The 15,620-nt window shown below is 70.9% G+C and carries 15 protein-coding genes; 8 read left to right on the top strand and 7 right to left on the bottom strand.

From position 1 onward, the window contains the following. Positions 1-33 precede the first annotated feature (33 nt). On the bottom strand, positions 34-843 hold the full coding sequence (locus ACIBUY_RS25510; RefSeq protein ID WP_365578529.1) for a universal stress protein: 810 nt from the start codon (positions 841-843) through the stop codon (positions 34-36). Between the two features lie 202 nt (positions 844-1,045). Here ACIBUY_RS25510 and ACIBUY_RS25515 point away from each other — a divergent pair, with 202 nt between their 5' ends. The 3 genes from ACIBUY_RS25515 to ACIBUY_RS25525 all read left to right on the top strand — a co-directional run bounded on the left by ACIBUY_RS25515 (position 1,046) and on the right by ACIBUY_RS25525 (position 5,671). After that, positions 1,046-1,966 (top strand): universal stress protein, encoded by a 921-nt coding sequence (locus ACIBUY_RS25515; RefSeq protein ID WP_399153819.1) that lies wholly within the window; start codon positions 1,046-1,048, stop codon positions 1,964-1,966. Positions 1,967-2,031: 65 nt separating this feature from the next. After that, positions 2,032-4,716 (top strand): pyruvate, phosphate dikinase, encoded by a 2,685-nt coding sequence (gene ppdK / locus ACIBUY_RS25520; protein WP_365578525.1) that lies wholly within the window; start codon positions 2,032-2,034, stop codon positions 4,714-4,716. 58 nt (positions 4,717-4,774) lie between these two features. Then, positions 4,775-5,671 (top strand): universal stress protein, encoded by an 897-nt coding sequence (locus tag ACIBUY_RS25525; protein WP_399153820.1) that lies wholly within the window; start codon positions 4,775-4,777, stop codon positions 5,669-5,671. Positions 5,672-5,688: 17 nt separating this feature from the next. Here the strand turns inward: ACIBUY_RS25525 and ACIBUY_RS25530 are convergent, their stop codons facing one another. The 3 genes from ACIBUY_RS25530 to ACIBUY_RS25540 form a co-directional block, all read right to left on the bottom strand. Then, complete coding sequence (locus ACIBUY_RS25530; protein ID WP_365578521.1) at positions 5,689-6,312, bottom strand: flavodoxin domain-containing protein; 624 nt, start codon at positions 6,310-6,312, stop codon at positions 5,689-5,691. A gap of 119 nt (positions 6,313-6,431) precedes the next feature. Next, positions 6,432-7,856, bottom strand: coding sequence for a sensor histidine kinase (locus ACIBUY_RS25535; protein WP_399153821.1), 1,425 nt, complete (start codon positions 7,854-7,856; stop codon positions 6,432-6,434). After that, positions 7,853-8,587, bottom strand: coding sequence for a response regulator transcription factor (locus ACIBUY_RS25540; RefSeq protein WP_365578517.1), 735 nt, complete (start codon positions 8,585-8,587; stop codon positions 7,853-7,855). The genes ACIBUY_RS25535 and ACIBUY_RS25540 overlap by 4 nt, the downstream gene beginning before the upstream one ends. A 169-nt stretch (positions 8,588-8,756) precedes the next feature. Here ACIBUY_RS25540 and ACIBUY_RS25545 point away from each other — a divergent pair, with 169 nt between their 5' ends. The 3 genes from ACIBUY_RS25545 to ACIBUY_RS25555 are packed head-to-tail and all read left to right on the top strand — an operon-like array spanning position 8,757 to position 11,333. Beyond that, positions 8,757-10,118, top strand: coding sequence for a ferric reductase-like transmembrane domain-containing protein (locus tag ACIBUY_RS25545; protein WP_399153822.1), 1,362 nt, complete (start codon positions 8,757-8,759; stop codon positions 10,116-10,118). Between the two features lie 11 nt (positions 10,119-10,129). Continuing rightward, the gene (locus ACIBUY_RS25550; RefSeq protein WP_365578514.1) at positions 10,130-10,573 is read left to right on the top strand and encodes an FMN-binding protein; all 444 of its coding nucleotides are present in this window, start codon (positions 10,130-10,132) and stop codon (positions 10,571-10,573) included. Further along, complete coding sequence (locus tag ACIBUY_RS25555; RefSeq protein WP_365578512.1) at positions 10,566-11,333, top strand: FAD:protein FMN transferase; 768 nt, start codon at positions 10,566-10,568, stop codon at positions 11,331-11,333. The genes ACIBUY_RS25550 and ACIBUY_RS25555 overlap by 8 nt, the downstream gene beginning before the upstream one ends. A 79-nt stretch (positions 11,334-11,412) precedes the next feature. Here ACIBUY_RS25555 and ACIBUY_RS25560 read toward each other — a convergent pair whose 3' ends face one another. The 3 genes from ACIBUY_RS25560 to ACIBUY_RS25570 form a co-directional block, all read right to left on the bottom strand. Beyond that, positions 11,413-12,021: a hypothetical protein gene (locus tag ACIBUY_RS25560; RefSeq protein WP_365578510.1), complete on the bottom strand. Its 609-nt coding sequence runs from the start codon at positions 12,019-12,021 to the stop codon at positions 11,413-11,415. 222 nt (positions 12,022-12,243) lie between these two features. Further along, a complete protein-coding gene (locus ACIBUY_RS25565; protein ID WP_399153823.1) occupies positions 12,244-13,146 on the bottom strand; it encodes a universal stress protein in 903 nt (300 codons plus the stop codon). A gap of 32 nt (positions 13,147-13,178) precedes the next feature. Further along, a complete protein-coding gene (locus tag ACIBUY_RS25570; RefSeq protein ID WP_365578506.1) occupies positions 13,179-13,403 on the bottom strand; it encodes a hypothetical protein in 225 nt (74 codons plus the stop codon). 448 nt (positions 13,404-13,851) lie between these two features. On the opposite strand from ACIBUY_RS25570, the gene ACIBUY_RS25575 reads away from it, so the two are divergent. Both ACIBUY_RS25575 and gap read left to right on the top strand, forming a co-directional pair. After that, positions 13,852-14,478: a hypothetical protein gene (locus tag ACIBUY_RS25575; RefSeq protein WP_399153824.1), complete on the top strand. Its 627-nt coding sequence runs from the start codon at positions 13,852-13,854 to the stop codon at positions 14,476-14,478. 114 nt (positions 14,479-14,592) lie between these two features. Continuing rightward, complete coding sequence (gene gap / locus ACIBUY_RS25580; protein ID WP_365580915.1) at positions 14,593-15,606, top strand: type I glyceraldehyde-3-phosphate dehydrogenase; 1,014 nt, start codon at positions 14,593-14,595, stop codon at positions 15,604-15,606. Positions 15,607-15,620 lie beyond the last annotated feature (14 nt).

A 15,620-nucleotide genomic window follows, 5' to 3' on the forward strand; every position in this document is an offset into this window, starting at 1 on the left:
AACCCGTGCCTCCTCGAAGGACTTCCCGACCGCTCAGGAGGGAACCACGACCACAGGGCACTGGCCGTGCTGCACGAGGCGGTCCACCGCGGGTCCCAGCCCGTCGTCCCGTCGCCGCCCCACGGCCAGCAGTTCGGCACGTGCCGAAGCGCGCAGCAATGCGTCGGCGGGGCTGTGCCGTACGACGTCCTCGAGCACGTGCACCTGTGCGTACTTCTCCCGCCACGGCCGCAACGCGTCGGACAGGAGCTGTACTTCCTGGTCCTCCCACGTCGCGCGCTCGTGCTCCGACACAGGGATCGGCAGCGGAGAGGCGGTGGCTGTGGCCGGGTAGCTCCAGGCGTGCAGGGCGTGCAACCGGGCACCGCGCAGGCGGGTTTCGGCAAGGGCGAAGTCGATCGCGCGGTCGGCCGGGTCGCGGGCGTCGATCCCCAGCGTGACCCGGTCGGGGCGGCGCTCAGGGACACAGCCGAACCGCGCGGCGGGCACCAGCGCGACCGGGCAGACGGAGGCCGACGCGACGCCGTGGGCCACCGAGCCCACGGCGAGTCCTGCGTGGCCGCCCGCCCCGCGCACGCCGAGCACGAGCATCTCCGCGGACCTGCCGAGCGCGAGCAGCACGGGCAGCGCCGCCCCGACGAGCAGGGCGCTCTTCGCGTGGGCCGCCGGATCCGGTGCGGTGAGCTGGGCGTCGAGGCGGGCCGACAGCGGCTGATCGCAGTGCGGCGCGACATGGACGACGTACAACGGCACGTCGCGCAGTCGAGCCTCCTGCACCGCCCAGTCCAGCGCGACCTGGCTGCGCACCGAGCCGTCGACGCCGACAACCACCGTACGAGCCATGGAAGTTCGCCTCCTGCGGAGTCCGTCCTGAGGTGCCTCCAGGGTCGGTGACGGGCGTCGCGCGGAGCAGGGGCCGTACGGACCCCGAAGCGGCCCTGCCGTCCCCTCCTGGCCGCCACGCGCCCGCGACACGATGAAGTCGCCCGACGGGCACAGGACACGGACACAGGAGTACGACCGAAGCGAGGGACGGTGCCCCATCATGCTGCGACCGGTTGTCGTCGGAGTCGACGCATCCCCTGAGAGCCTGGCCGCGGTCGAGTGGGCTGCAACAGAGGCGCTGCGCCGCGATCGGCCGTTGAGGCTCGTGCACGCCTGCAACTGGAGCCCGCATCCGCCCTCCGACGTGCCCACCGGAGTCACCGCCGCGGGCGCCGCCCAGGCCGCCCGCGCGCGCACGGTCCTGGACGTGGCGATGGCGCGGGTCGATACCGACCGGCCTGCGATCCGCGCGTCGGCCGACCTGTTGGAGGGGCCGGCGTCGGTCGCGCTGCTCCGGGTCGGCGGCCAGGGCGAGCTGCTGGTGCTCGGTTCGCGAGGCCTCGGTGCGGTCAGTGGAGTCGTCGTGGGGTCGGTGGCGCAGACGGTGGCGGCTGCGGCGCCCGTGCCCGTCGTGCTCGTCCGTGCGCATGCCGGTGAGGCCGGCCCGGGTTCGGGCCTCGACCGGGACGGCGAGGAGCCCAAGGACGCCCCGATTGCCGACGTCGTCCTGGGGCTCGATCTGGCCGATCCGTGTGACGAGGTCATCGAATTCGCCTTCACCGCCGCCGAGTTGAGGGGTGCGCGCCTGCATGTCGTGTCGGCCTGGCGAAACCCTGCCTTCTACCTGCCCGGCCCCGGCGAACTCGCACTGGCGCGGGGGCCGCAGCGCGAGGAGGAGTGGCGCGGCTTCCAGGAAGCGGTGCTGCAGTCGTGGCGCGGCAAGTTCCCCGACGTCCCGGTGCTGGGGACGCTCACCGCGGGGCGGGCGGCGACACCACTCCTCAGCGCGACGGAGCAGGCCTGTCTCGTCGTGGTGGGCCGGCGCACCCATGAAGGACGTGCCGGGCAGCACAACGGACCGGTCACCCACGCCGTCGTCCACCACGCCCGATGCCCCGTCGCGATCGTGCCGCACCCCTGAGCGCCCGTCCCCATGCCGACGTCCACCGTGACCGAGCGATCGAAACGATCAGAAGAAGGCCCGTGATGAGTGTGCCGAAGCAGTATGTGTACGCGTTCGCCGACGGCAGCCGGGAGCAGGCCGACCTGCTCGGCGGCAAGGGTGCGGGACTGGCCGAGATGACCCGCCTCGGGCTGCCGGTGCCGCCCGGCTTCACCGTCACCACCGAGGCGTGCCGGGTGTTCCTCGAAACCGGCGAGGAACCGCCGGAGCTCGGGTTCGAGGTGGCCCGCCAACTCGCCCGACTGGAAAGGGAGATGGGGCGAACCCTCGGCGCGGAGCACGAACCGCTGTTGGTCTCGGTCCGCTCCGGCGGCCGGTACTCCATGCCCGGCATGATGGAGACGATCCTCGACATCGGCCTGGGTGACGCCTCCATCGACGGACTGGCGCGCTCCACCGGGCAGGAGCGGTCCGCCTGGGACTCCTACCGCCGACTCCTGCAGATGTTCGGCCACACGGTCATGGACGTCGACAGCTCTCTGTTCGAGCAGGCCATCGCCGCCCGGAAGAAGGAGCACGGCCTCAAGGAGGACGGCGAGCTCGACACGGATCAACTCCGTGGTCTTGTCCAGGAGTTCAAATCCCTGATCCGCCAGGAGAGCGCCGAGGACTTCCCGCAGGACCCGGCGGAACAGCTCCAGCTGGCCATCCGCTCCGTCTTCTCCTCCTGGAACAGCGAACGCGCCCGCATCTACCGCTCCCGCGAACACATCCCCGACGACCTCGGCACCGCCGTCACCGTCCAGGCCATGGTCTTCGGCAACCTGGGCGCCGAGTCCGGCACCGGAGTCGCCTTCACCCGCGACCCGGCCACCGGAGCACGAGGGCTGTACGGCGACTTCCTTCCCGACGCCCAGGGCGAGGACGTCGTCTCCGGAGTGCGGGACACCCTCACCCTGGACGCGCTCAAGACGATCCATCCGCGGATCCACCGCGAACTCGAGGGCCACTTGCGGATGTTGGAGCGGCACTACCGGGATCTGTGCGACGTCGAGTTCACCGTCGAACGCGGCAGGCTGTGGATCCTGCAGACCCGCATCGGCAAACGCACCGCCGAGGCGGCCTTCCGGATCGCGTACGACCTCGTGGACGAGCGGATCATCGGCGAGGACGAGGCGCTGGCCCGGGTCGACGCGGAAGCCCTGACCCGGCTGATGTTCCCGCGCTTCCGTACCGGCCGGACCGACGTGCCCCTGGCGCGCGGCGTGCCCGCCTCGCCCGGGGCCGCCGTCGGCATGGTCGTCTTCGACTCGACGGCCGCCGTGCGCCGCGCCGAGGCCGGGCAGCGCACCGTCCTCGTACGCCGCGAGACCACACCCGACGACCTGCCCGGGATGATCGCCGCCGAGGCCGTGCTCACCAGCCACGGCGGCAAGACCTCTCACGCGGCCGTGGTCGCCCGCGGCATGGGCAAGGTCTGCGTGTGCGGTGCGGGCGCCCTCACCGTCGACGCCGAGGCCCGTAGCCTCACCACCGACTCCGGCGTGGTGGTCCACGAGGGCGACACCGTCTCCGTCGACGGGACGGCCGGCACCGTGTACCTCGGCGCACTGCCGCTGACCGAGTCCGACGTGCTCGCAGCCCTCGAATCCGGCGTGCGCAGCGGCTCGTTGAGCGACACGGTGAACCGTGCCCTGACGTACGCCGACGGAGTGCGCCGCCTGGACGTACGAGCCAACGCCGACACGCCCGCCGACGCGGCGCGGGCCCGTCGGCTCGGCGCTCGGGGCATCGGCCTGTGCCGCACCGAGCACATGTTCCTGGGGGAGCGCAGGGCGCTGGTCGAGGACATGATCCTCGCGAGCGACGAGGCCGCCCGCGACACGGCGCTCGCCGCACTGCTGCCCCTGCAACGCCTCGACTTCACCGGCATCCTCCAGGCCATGGACGGTCTCCCGGTGACGATCCGCCTGCTCGACCCGCCCCTGCACGAGTTCCTGCCCGACCTGACGGACCTCTCCGTGCGGATCGCCGCGGCGCAGCATCCGGACCCGCGAGACCGACAACTCCTGGCAGCCGTACGGAAGTTGCACGAACAGAACCCGATGCTGGGCCTGCGCGGGGTACGCCTCGGGCTTGCCGTGCCCGGCCTCATGGCCCTGCAGGCCAGGGCCATCGCCGAGGCCGTCGTCCAGCGCCTGCGCGACGGAGGCGAGCCACGCGCCGAGGTCATGATCCCGCTGGTGGCCACGGCCGAGGAACTCCGCCTGGCGCGGACCGAGGTGGAGGCCGCTCTGGCGGACGTGTCCCGCGAGAGCGGCCTGCGGATCGACTGCCCCATCGGCACCATGATCGAACTGCCGAGGGCCGCCCTGACCGCCGACCGCATCGCGCGGCACGCCGACTTCTTCTCCTTCGGCACCAACGACCTCACCCAGACCACCTGGGGCATGTCGCGCGACGACGCCGAGGCCTCGTTCTTCCCCCTCTACCTGAGCAAGGGGATCTTCCCGGCCTCACCGTTCGAGACCCTCGACCAGGAAGGCGTCGGCAGGCTGGTGGAACTCGCCGTCGCGGCGGGCCGCCGTGCCCGGCCTCGGCTGGAGACCGGCGTGTGCGGCGAGCACGGTGGAGATGCGCAGTCCGTCCACTTCTTCCACCGGGCGGGCCTCGACTACGTGTCCTGCTCGCCGCTGCGGATCCCGGCCGCCCGCCTCGAGGCCGGCCGTGCGGCCCTCACGTCGACGGACACCACGGACAGCAGGTGACCCCGCTGTGCCACCGGGTCGACCCGCCACCGCTGGCCAACCGAAGGAGGCGACCGGCATGTTGAGGCCGATGGTCGTAGGTGTGGACGGATCGCGCGAGAGCTCCGCCGCGGCCGACTGGGCCGCGCGCGAAGCCCTCCGGCGAGACCTGCCGCTGCGGATCGTGCACGCCTGGGAAGGACTGCCCGCCGATGACGCGGAGGAGCCTCTGCCCGAACTGAAGGTGCCGCAGTACTGGGCGCGCCGAGTCCTGCGCACCACGGTGGAGCAACTCGGCGTCCGCTACCCGAAGTTGTACGCGGCTTGCGAACAGGTGCGGCTGCCACCGGGCCCCGCCCTGTTGGCCGAGGCGGAGAACGCCGAGCTCCTCGTGCTGGGCAGTCAGGGCCTCGGCGGCGTCAGCGGAGTGCTCGCGGGCTCCGTGGCCATGGCGACAGCGGCGCACGCACCGCGGCCGGTCGTTCTCGTCCGGGCCGGGTACACCGGTGCGGACGAACACCTGCCTCAGGGCGACGGAAAGGCGTCGCCCAGCGCTCCACCGCGCGATGTCGCGGTCGCCGTCGACCTGGCGCGGCCGTCCGGCAGCATCCTCGAATTCGCCTTCCGCGCAGCGGAGTTCAGGCACGCTCCACTGCGGGTCGTGCACGCCTGGCGGCATCCGCTGGGCCCGGCCCGCTCCGGCGCGGGGGAGCGGGCGGCCACCTGGGCGGCGGCGCAGAGCGAGCTGGCCGCCGCGCTTCAGCCTTGGCGGGAGAAGTTCCCCGGCGTCTTCGTCCACGAGACCCTGGCGCAGGGGCGGGCACCACACGAGGTGACCAAGGCCGCCGGCGGATCAGGTCTGTTGGTCGTGGGCCGGCGGATACGACGTGCTGCGACGGGCTCCCACCTGGGACCCGTGACGCACGCGGCGATCCACCACGTGACGTGCCCCGTCGTGGTCGTCCCGCACGATTGAGGCCACGGGGCACCAGGTCACGACCGCTCCTTCACCACCGCCGACGGCCGGCGGTGCAGCAGGTGATGCAACCGCCGCCGCACCGTGGGCGGCCTGAGGGGTGGTGTCGACCGGCCTGTGGCGTAGGCCTCCGACGGGCCCGGGGTGTTGTCGAGCAGTGTGGTGGCGATGCGACCGGCCCAGTCGGAGATCTGTGTGAAGTTCCGGAAGTCCCCGCGCCGTCCGGAACTGATGAGCGTCTGAGCGACCCAGCCCCTGGCGTCGTCCCGCAGGCAGCCACCAAAGGTGATGTGCTCTCGCGCGTTGAGCCGGATGAGCGCGCGCTGCACGCCAGAAACGGGCGGGACGCTCCCGTTGTCCGCCGAGTCGTCGAGGGGACCGCTGCTGAACAGCCACAGCGGCCGTATGCGCAGGGCCGCACCGTGATGCTTGAGGAACCGGTGCGCTTCCTTGAGCCAGCGCCCCTCGTAGAGGGGGCTGCCGAGGATCACGGCCTGATAGGACTGCACATCGACCACGTCGGTGACCAGCAGCATCTCGGCTTCGACGCCGTTCTTGTTCAGGACCTGAGTGATGGTGCGCGCGATCTCCGCTGTGGACCAGTTCTTCGTCGCATAGGCGACAAGCACCTTGTTCGCCATGGTGAACGCCCTTCCAGTACCCCCGCTCGGCCTTCTCAGGGAATCCCTCCACAGCCGGTACCGGGCAGGGGCCGAACGTCCCCTCTCGCGGCACGCCGCACTGCACGGTGCGGGCGGATTCAGCCGGGAAGCGTGAAGCGGAAGGCGGTCCGCCCGGGGCTGCTGGTGACCTCGACGGTGCCGCCGTGCGCGGTGACGACACCTTTGACGATGGCGAGCCCGAGCCCCGTGCTTCCCGTGTCGCGGGAGCGCGCGTGGTCGGCGCGGACGAAGCGGACGAAGACCTCCGACAGCAGTTCCGGGGGGATTCCCGGCCCGTTGTCGCTCACGATCACCGAGACGCCGGTCGCGGCGGCGGCGAGGGCGATGGTCACCTCGGTGCCGGGAGGGGTGTGCGTGCGGGCGTTGGCGAGGAGGTTGCCGATGGCCTGCTGCAGCCGGTGGGCGTCGCCGGTGACGGTGACCGGCTGTTCGGGCAGGTCGAGGAACCACTGGTGGTCGGGGCCGGCGGCGCGGGCGTCGTCCGTCGCGTTCAGCACCAGCAGGGTCAGATCCACCGGCTCGTGTTCGAGGGCGCGCCCCGCGTCGAGGCGCGCGAGCAGGAGCAGGTCGTCCACGAGGCGGGTCATGCGCTGCGACTCGCTGCCGATGCGCTCCAGGGCATGGCGCACCTCGCCGGGGACGGGGCCCTTGTGCCGCAGGGCCAGTTCGGCGTGGCCGCGGATGTTGGCGACGGGGGTGCGCAGTTCGTGGCTGGCGTCGGCGGCGAAGTGACGGAGCCTCTCCTCGCTGGCCTGGCGACGGGTGAGAGCGTCCTCGACGTGGCCGAGCATGTGGTTGAGGGCACCGCCGACCTGGCCGACCTCGGTACGCGGGTCGGCGTCGGGCAGAGGGCCGGGCATGGCGATCTCACCGCTGGCGAGTGGAAGTCCGGCCACCTCCACCGCCCTCGCCGTGACCTTCTGAAGAGGACGCAGGGAAAGCCGTACCCACAAAGCCCCCGCGATACCGGTGGCCGCGAGGGCGGCGCCGAACAGCACCGCCTCGACTGCTTCGAGGCGGTGCACGGTCTCCTCCACCGGGTGCAGCGGCAGGCCGGTGACGAGGATGTCCCCGTCGTCGCCGTGCACGGCCGTGACACGGTACGGCCCCAGCTCGGACAGGTGCAGGGTGTGCCCGTTGCCGTCGGCGGGGACCTGCGCCAATGTGCGGCGGTCCGCAGTCGTGAGCGTGAGGGCACGGTCGGCGGCGTCGTCGACGACGGCCGCCTGGGTGACGGTGCCTGCCAGAAGGCGGGCTCCGAAGGTCGACTCGGCCTGGCCCCGGGTGTCGGGGCGATTGTCGGAGTCGGGCCTGGCCTCGTGCTCGAGGCTGGCGGCGAACCTGCCGCCGGACGCGCTGAGTTGTTCGTCGAGACGTCCCATGAGGAAGCCCCGCAGGGCGAGCGCGGTGGTGACGCCGACCGCGACACAGGCGAGCGCGAGCAGGACGACGAGCCCGGCGGTGAGCTGACCGCGCAGCGTACGCGGCGGCATGCGCCTCACGGGGAGTCCGGCTTGAGGACGTAGCCGACGCCGCGCACGGTGTGGATCATCGGGGACCGGCCGGCGTCGATCTTCTTGCGCAGATAGCTGATGTAGAGCTCGACGATGTGGGCCTTTCCGCCGAAGTCGTAGGCCCAGACGCGATCGAGGATCTGGTCCTTGGAGAGCACCCTGCGCGGATTGCGCATCAGGAACCGCAGAAGCTCGAACTCCGTCCGCGACAGGTCGACGACGGCTCCGCCGCGCCTGACCTCCCGCGCCTCCTCATCCATGGCAAGGTCACCGACGGTGAGCCAGTCCGGACCCGGCCCCGCGGTCAGGCCGGCCCGCCTCAGCAGCCCGCGCAGCCGGGCCAGCACCTCTTCCAGGCTGTAGGGCTTGGTGACGTAGTCGTCGCCGCCGGCCGTGATCCCGGCGATGCGGTCCTCGACGGCGTCACGCGCCGTGAGGAACAGCACGCACACACGGGCGTCCTCGCGCCTGAGCGAGCGCAGGACCGTCAGGCCGTCGAGGTCGGGCAGCATCCAGTCCAGCACCACCGCGTCGGGCCGGAAGTCCCGCGCGGCCTTGAGTGCGCCGGCACCGTCCGACGCCGTACGAACCTGCCAGCCCTCGCCCGTCAGGACCGCGGTGAGGACATCGGTGACGTCGGGTTCGTCGTCGACGACGAGCACCCGGACCGGCTCTCCGTCCGGGCGGTGCAGAAGCGAGGCGTCGGGCAGTTCATCCATGGTTCCTTCAGCATCCCTCAGCGCAGGTCGCCGCGGTGCGGGCCGCTCCTGTGAGTTTCCTCTGAACCGGCGCTGAGAGCGGTCCGCAGACGTGGTTTCAGAAGGTACACAGAGGCAGCGGTGTGAGGCTGGCCGCCCACCGCCGCAGCAGACTCCTACCGGGGGCCACATGACCACCACGTTCACCACCACGTACGCGGGCCACGGGACGCACCGTCGGCGCCTGCGCCGCAGCGCCGTGCCCCTCCTCGCCCAGCTGGTGATGTGGACCGGAGCGGCCGGGGTGCTCGCGCTGTGGTGGAGCGACACCACCTCGGTGACGGGCCCGGCGGGCTGGCTCACCGGCGCGGGGCGCATCACGGGGCTCCTGGCCGGATACGCCTGCGCGGTCCTGCTCGCCCTGATGGCCCGCGTCCCGGTCCTCGACCATACGATCGGCACCGACCGGCTCGCCCGCTGGCACGCCTTCGGCGGCCGCTGCACCGTCGGCCTGGCCCTCGCCCACACGCTGCTCATCATCTGGGGCTACTCGCTGAGCACCCACACGAACGCGGTCGACCAGACGGCCACGCTCGTCCTGCACTACCCCGATCTCCTCAAGGGCACGGCCGGCTTCCTGCTCTTCCTGGCCACCGGCGTTCTCTCGGCCCGCGCGGCCCGTCGCAGGATGAGCTACGAGACATGGCACTACCTGCACTTCGCCACCTATCTCGCCGTCTTCCTCGCCTTCGGCCACCAGCTCTCCAACGGAGCGGACTTCGTCGGCAACCGCACCGCCCAGGCCGCCTGGTACGTCCTCTTCCTGGCCGTGGCCGCGCTGCTGGCCTGGTACCGGTTCGCCGTTCCCGTCCGGCGCGGACTGCGCCACCGCCTGCGGGTCGCCGCGGTCCACCCAGAGGCACCGGGCGTGGTCTCCGTCCACCTCGCCGGCGAGCATCTGGACGAACTCGGGGGCGAGCCGGGGCAGTTCCTGCGCTGGCGGTTCCTCACCCGAGGGCTGTGGTGGACCGCGAACCCGTACTCCCTCTCCGCCCCCGCACACCCCCGGTACCTGCGCATCACGGTGAAGACCGCCGGGGGACACAGCGCCGCGCTGGCCCACCTCGCTCCCGGCACCCGGGTGTGGGCCGAGGGCCCCTACGGCGGCTTCACCGCGCACCGCCGCACCGAGCACAAGGTGCTGCTCCTGGCGGGCGGCGTCGGCATCACCCCCCTGAGGACGCTCTTCGAGACGCTTCCGGGACCGGTGACACTCGTCTACCGCGTCCGCCGCGTCGAAGACCTCGCCCTGCGCGCCGAGATCGACGCGATAGCCGCCCACCGACGGGCCACGGTGCACTACGTCGTCGACGAACCGGCCAGGTACTCCTCGCCACTTACCGCACAGGGCCTGCGCAGCCTCGTACCGGACGTGGCCGCGCACGACGTGTACCTCTGCGGCCCACCCGGCATGGCCCAGGCCGCGACCCGCGCCCTGCGGGAGGCCGGAGTCCCGGCGCGGCGCATCCACCACGAGTCGTTCGCGTTCTGAGGAGAACCGCCATGCGCCGAGCCGTCCTCGCGACCACCGGGATCAGCGGCGTCATCGTGACGCTGCTCGCCCTCAAACCGCATCATCTGCCCAGCATCGAAGGAGCGGGCCCCGGATCGTCCGCACCCTCCTCGTCACCGCACGGTCCCTCCAGCACCGCATCGGGCACCCCGCGCGCGACAGGCACGTTCACCGGCGATCCCGTGGAGACCCAGTACGGGACCGTCCAGGTCGCCGCCACCCTCGTCAAAGGAAGGATCACCGCGGTCAAGGTGCTCAAGGCCCCCGACCAGAATGGTCGCGACCAGCAGATCGCCTCCTACGCCGTACCCCGGCTCACCCAGGAGGCGCTCGGCGCCCAGAGCGCGCACATCGACGCCGTATCCGGCGCCAGCTACACCAGCCAGGGCTACATCCAGTCCCTGCAGAGCGCCCTGGACCAGGCCCGTGGCTGACACCGCGCAAGGACTGCGGCACGTCGAACACGTCATGGGAACCGTCTTCTCCTTCGACATCCGCGACAAGCCCACCCCCGCCATCCGCAGCGCCCTCGCCGAGGCAGTGCGGCAACTCCACGACGTCGACGCCGTGTTCTCCACCTACCGGCCCGACAGCCACATCAGCCGCCTGGACCGTGGCGACATCCGCCTCGACGCCTGCCCGCCCGAAGTACACGAAGTGCTGTCCCTGTGCGCGCACGCCACCGACGTCACGGAGGGCTGGTTCGACATCGCCCCGGCCGGCGTTCTCGACCCCTCCGGCCTGGTCAAGGGCTGGGCCACCGAAGCCGCCTCCCGACTGCTCCACGGCGCCGGTGCACACCACACCTGCGTCAACGGGGGCGGCGACCTCCGTCTTCGCGGAAAGGCGGCCCCGGGCGTCCCCTGGCGCCTCGGCATCGCGCACCCGCTGCTCCCAGGCGAACTCGTCACCGTCGTCACCGCCGACCACGACCTGGCCGTCGCCACCTCGGGCGTCGCCGAGCGCGGGGCCCACATCGTCGACCCGTACACGGGGACACCCGCGGCCGCTTTCGCCTCTCTCACGGTCATCGGGCCGGAGCTGACGACGACCGACGCGTACGCCACCGCTGCTTTCGCCAGAGGTGAGGGCGCACGGGCCTGGCTGGAAGGACTGGAGGACTATGAAGCGCTCGCCGTCCTCCCCGACGGCCAGGTATGGCGGACCGGCGGATTCAGCCGCTACGGAACCTGACGAGGTCTCCGCCGTCCGCTGAGCAATGTGCTCGCTGCGGGAGCTTCGTACGAGGCCCGTCCACCGTTCGGGGGCTCGGCTACTCACCTGGACGCACGATGGAGCCGATCCAGCCTTCCAGCGCATCGATCCCGCCGTCGGCCAGTGCGGTCATGTGGTCGATTCCGGTGGTCAACCTCGTTGCGAGATCCTGCAGTTGGTCAGATATCGCACCATCGGTGCGAGCAATTTCTGAGGGCACTTCGGAATCGATCTGTGATGCCTCACGGCGCATGCTGTTGATCATGACCTGAGTGGATGTGCTGTTCGCCGTGGAAATCCAGGCAGGGGCACGGGACGGAATCTGACGGGCGGTGGTCGGCCAAGTCGTGGGCAATGTGCCCCGAGTCACCGGATCGAGTTGATCCCGGACGGCATAGAGCTTCTCCTGGAACCCTCGCAGATCGGAGATCCGTGAGCGATATTCCTCCGTTTCCGTCTTGCGGGACTGCCACGCATTACTGGCCAGGACGGCCTGGGCGTTCCTCTCCGAACTGTCCCTGGTCGCGGTAGCCGCAATGTTCGCCGTGTCCACGCTCGTCTGTCTCTGAGTGCGCACCACGTAGCGGTCGCCCAGCAGGACCAAGAACGCAGTGAGGAAACTGCTCCCGCAGCTGATCAGCGCAACCGTCACGCCGGATTCCGCCACGGCCACCTCCCCCGTGCCGCACGGCCTGCGGCACCGCCTGCGCTCCCAGACGGCGCCCACGGACAGCTCGGTTCAGGCTACGTGCATTCGACCGCACGAAACAGGCAGCATCACCGTCAACGCCGGTTCGTGGAGCGGGCTTTCGTACCCCTGCACGGAATCCGTCGCCCACGGACCGGAAGCAGCGTCGCTCACTCCCGGCCGACCTCCGGGGCGCGACGGTCAGTCGTGCGGGACCACGGCAACCGGGCAGGCGACGTGGTGGACGACCGTGTGGGTCACTGGTCCGGTGTGTGGACCGACGCCCGCCCACCGAGGCCTGCGACCCACCACGAGCAGACCGGCTCCTTGAGCAGCGTGGACGATCTCGTGGGCGGTACGGGCGTGGATGGCCGCGGACCGGACCGTCACGGTCGGGTACTTGTCCTGCCAAGGGCGAAGCCGCGCGTCGAGTGCGCACTGGGCCGACTCCTGGGCGACGTCGTACACATCGGCGACAGCGAGTCCCGACGTGCCGTACGGCAGATGCCAGATGTACACGGCCCGCAAGGTCGCGGAGCGCTGTGCGGCTTCGTCGAAGGCGAAGGCCAGCAACCCGTCGCTGGGCTTCTCCGCATCGACAGCCACGAGGACGTCTCGACAGGGCGTATGCGTGGACGGCTGGGAATTCTCGTCACGCCGGTGCTCGTCACAGGCGGTGAAGCCTGCTCGCACCAGGACGACCGGAAGGGGCGCATGGGCCACGACGGCCAATGCGACGGAGCCGGAGAACAGACTGGAGACACTGCCGAGCCCTCGATTGCCGAGGACCAGCAGTTCGGCGTTCTCAGCCTCGGAGAGCAGGGCCGGACGGGGCGGTTGGTGCAGCTGTTCCGCACTGACGTACACGTGCGGATAGCGCTCCGTGATGTGATCCAGCGCATGGCGCAGCGGGCGACGGGCCCAGTACTGCGGTGCGGCAAGGCCGGATGGCCGGACCTCGGCGAAGCCTGGCGTCGAAGCCGTCTCCCAGGCCTGGACGAGCCGCAGTGGCAGGCCACGGCGCAGGGCGGTGCGCGCGCCCCAGTCCGCTGCGGCCAGGCTCTCGCGAGAGCCGTCCAGACCGACAACGATCGGTTTCAGCATGGTGGTCGCCTCCGGAAGGCGTGAAACGCGGGTCACACGTGGTGTCCTGCCAGGGGCCGTGGTCCGCGCGTCAGCTCAGTGCCGTCGCTTTCGGGCGCCGACGTGTCGTGCGGGTGGCGACGGCGGTGAATCTGCAGGTGCCGGTGGAGAACATCGGCCAGGCAGATCAGTGCGTAGATCACGACCAGCGAGACGATCAGCAGCTGACCGGACGTCCACCAGAACTCGGCGGGAAGAAACGTACGCGGCGTCATCATCTCGTTCGCCTCCTCGCGGCAGCTTCATTTCCCTTCGAGTCCAGCCAACTGCACGGCCGGGCCCCGCACATGAGCCCGGAAGGCCGTACCCGCCGTGCGTCCGTCCCCCTTCGGCGACCTCCTCGGCCCCTGCGGCCGAGGCTGACCGGCCCCTGTCGAGCGGGCGCTTTGGGCGCGCCGAGAGCGCGGCGGCCGTAATCGTCGGGGCGCCGAGCAACGACGAGCAACGCGGCCCCGTGCGTCGGCCGCACTTCGGCGATACGCATGAGTGCGGCCCGCCGTGCGAGCTCCGGGGCCGAACCCGTGTGGCACGGGGGACCAATCGGCCCTTCAGCAGGGGCTGTTCTCCGTTGCAGGACGGACCTTCGGCACCCGGCGTCCGCATGCCCCGGACGCGAGAGTCAGTGGTGTCACGACAACCCTGCTCGTTTCCGAAAGGACGAGTGTCATGGCCGTGCACGATCATTCCCACCGCCGCGGAGGCTTCAGGATGCCCGTGTTCCACAGGCACACGACCCCCGCCCGTGACACCGATGTGTCGGTGCGGACCGACACCTACAGCGCGCAGGCCTATGCGTTCGGAACCCTGCGTGTGCTCACCGGCTTCGTCTTCCTGTGGGCGTTCCTCGACAAGACTTTCGGGTTCGGTTACGCGACTCCTTCGGGGAAGGGCTGGATCGACGGCGGATCGCCGACCAAGGGCTTCCTCAGCAATGTCGCTGCCGGGCCGATGGAGTCGACGTTCCATTCCTGGGCCGGGGACCCCTGGGCGGACTGGCTGTTCATGCTCGGTCTGCTGGGCGTCGGGCTTGCCGTGATGAGCGGTGTGGCGCTGCGGTTGGCCGCGGTGGCGGGCACCGCGATGATGGCGCTGATGTGGCTGGCCGAGTGGCCGCCCGCCAAGCACCTGTCCGACGGTTCGCCGAGCATGTCGACGAACCCGTTCGCCGACTACCACGTGATCTACGCCGTTGCCCTGATCGTGCTCGCGGCCGCGGCGGCCGGCGAGGCGTTCGGACTCGGCCGGCTGTGGGCGAAGTTGCCCGTCGTCCGTGACCACGCCTGGCTGCGCTGACCACCCCACGGCACAGGACGCCTTCGGCCGGGGAGCTCCGGTCGAAGGCCGCCGATCCGTGGTGCGACAGAGGCCCTGACACACCCGCGTACACCCACGAAGGAGCCCACCGACATGACCGTCCGCGTCGGGATCAACGGCTTCGGCCGCATCGGCCGCACCTATCTGCGCGCCGCGCTGGAACGCGTCGAGGAATCCGACCTCGACCTCGAGGTCGTCGCGATCAACGACATCACCTCACCCGCCACCCTGGCTCATCTGCTGTCCTACGACTCCACGTTCGGGCCGCTGCGCCGCGACGTCGGCCACACCGACACCACGCTCATCGTGGACAGCCGCGAGATGGCCGTCAGCGCCGAACACGACCCCGCCGCCCTGCGCTGGGGAGAGCTCGGCGTGGACGTCGTCATCGAGTCCACAGGCCGCTTCCGCACCCGCGACGCGGCTGCCCTGCACCTGAAGGCCGGAGCCGGCACCGTAGTGCTGTCCGCCCCGGGCAAGGACGTGGACGCCACGATCGTCATGGGCGTCAACGACGACACGTACGACCGCGACCACCACCGCATCATCTCGGCCGCCAGCTGCACCACCAACTGCGTGGCCCCCATGGTCAAGGTCCTCCACGAGAACTTCGGCATCGACCGCGGAGTGATGACCACCATCCACGGCTACACCAACGATCAAGCCCTGCTCGACGGCCCGCACAAGGACCTGCGCCGGGCCCGCTCGGCGGCCCTGAGCATCATCCCGACGAGCACCGGCGCCGCCCGCGCGGTCGGCCTGGTCGTGCCGCAACTGGACGGAGTCCTCGACGGGATCGCCGTACGGGTCCCGGTCGAGGACGGTTCCCTCACCGACCTCGCCGTGGTGCTCGGCGGCGACGTCACCGCAGAGGAGATCAACACCGCGTTCGCGACGGCGGCCCGGGGCGCGCTCAAGGGCATCATCGACATCGCCCCGGCGCCCATCGTCTCCCGCGACGTCATCGGCAACCCTGCCTCCTGCGTCTTCGACCCGGGCCTCACCTTGGCTCACGGCACGCTGGCCAAGGTCTTCGGCTGGTACGACAACGAGTGGGGCTACACCCAGCGGCTGCTGGATCTCACGGCGCTGGTCACCGACAGCTGACAGTCGTGGCTGCG

Source organism: Streptomyces sp. NPDC050085 (assembly GCF_044460595.1).
In the GTDB taxonomy this organism is placed as follows: Bacteria; Actinomycetota; Actinomycetes; order Streptomycetales; family Streptomycetaceae; genus Streptomyces.

Excerpts from the sequence above, each read along its gene's own strand:
- ACIBUY_RS25530 (WP_365578521.1), bottom strand. The coding sequence starts at position 6,312 with ATGGCGAACAAGGTGCTTGTCGCCTATGCGACGAAGAACTGGTCCACA.
- ACIBUY_RS25525 (WP_399153820.1), top strand. The coding sequence starts at position 4,775 with ATGTTGAGGCCGATGGTCGTAGGTGTGGACGGATCGCGCGAGAGCTCC.
- ACIBUY_RS25515 (WP_399153819.1), top strand. The coding sequence starts at position 1,046 with ATGCTGCGACCGGTTGTCGTCGGAGTCGACGCATCCCCTGAGAGCCTG.
- ACIBUY_RS25545 (WP_399153822.1), top strand. The coding sequence starts at position 8,757 with ATGACCACCACGTTCACCACCACGTACGCGGGCCACGGGACGCACCGT.
- ACIBUY_RS25570 (WP_365578506.1), bottom strand. The coding sequence starts at position 13,403 with ATGATGACGCCGCGTACGTTTCTTCCCGCCGAGTTCTGGTGGACGTCC.
- ppdK (WP_365578525.1), top strand. The coding sequence starts at position 2,032 with ATGAGTGTGCCGAAGCAGTATGTGTACGCGTTCGCCGACGGCAGCCGG.
- ACIBUY_RS25510 (WP_365578529.1), bottom strand. The coding sequence starts at position 843 with ATGGCTCGTACGGTGGTTGTCGGCGTCGACGGCTCGGTGCGCAGCCAG.
- gap (WP_365580915.1), top strand. The coding sequence starts at position 14,593 with ATGACCGTCCGCGTCGGGATCAACGGCTTCGGCCGCATCGGCCGCACC.
- ACIBUY_RS25565 (WP_399153823.1), bottom strand. The coding sequence starts at position 13,146 with ATGCTGAAACCGATCGTTGTCGGTCTGGACGGCTCTCGCGAGAGCCTG.
- ACIBUY_RS25550 (WP_365578514.1), top strand. The coding sequence starts at position 10,130 with ATGCGCCGAGCCGTCCTCGCGACCACCGGGATCAGCGGCGTCATCGTG.
- ACIBUY_RS25575 (WP_399153824.1), top strand. The coding sequence starts at position 13,852 with ATGGCCGTGCACGATCATTCCCACCGCCGCGGAGGCTTCAGGATGCCC.
- ACIBUY_RS25540 (WP_365578517.1), bottom strand. The coding sequence starts at position 8,587 with ATGGATGAACTGCCCGACGCCTCGCTTCTGCACCGCCCGGACGGAGAG.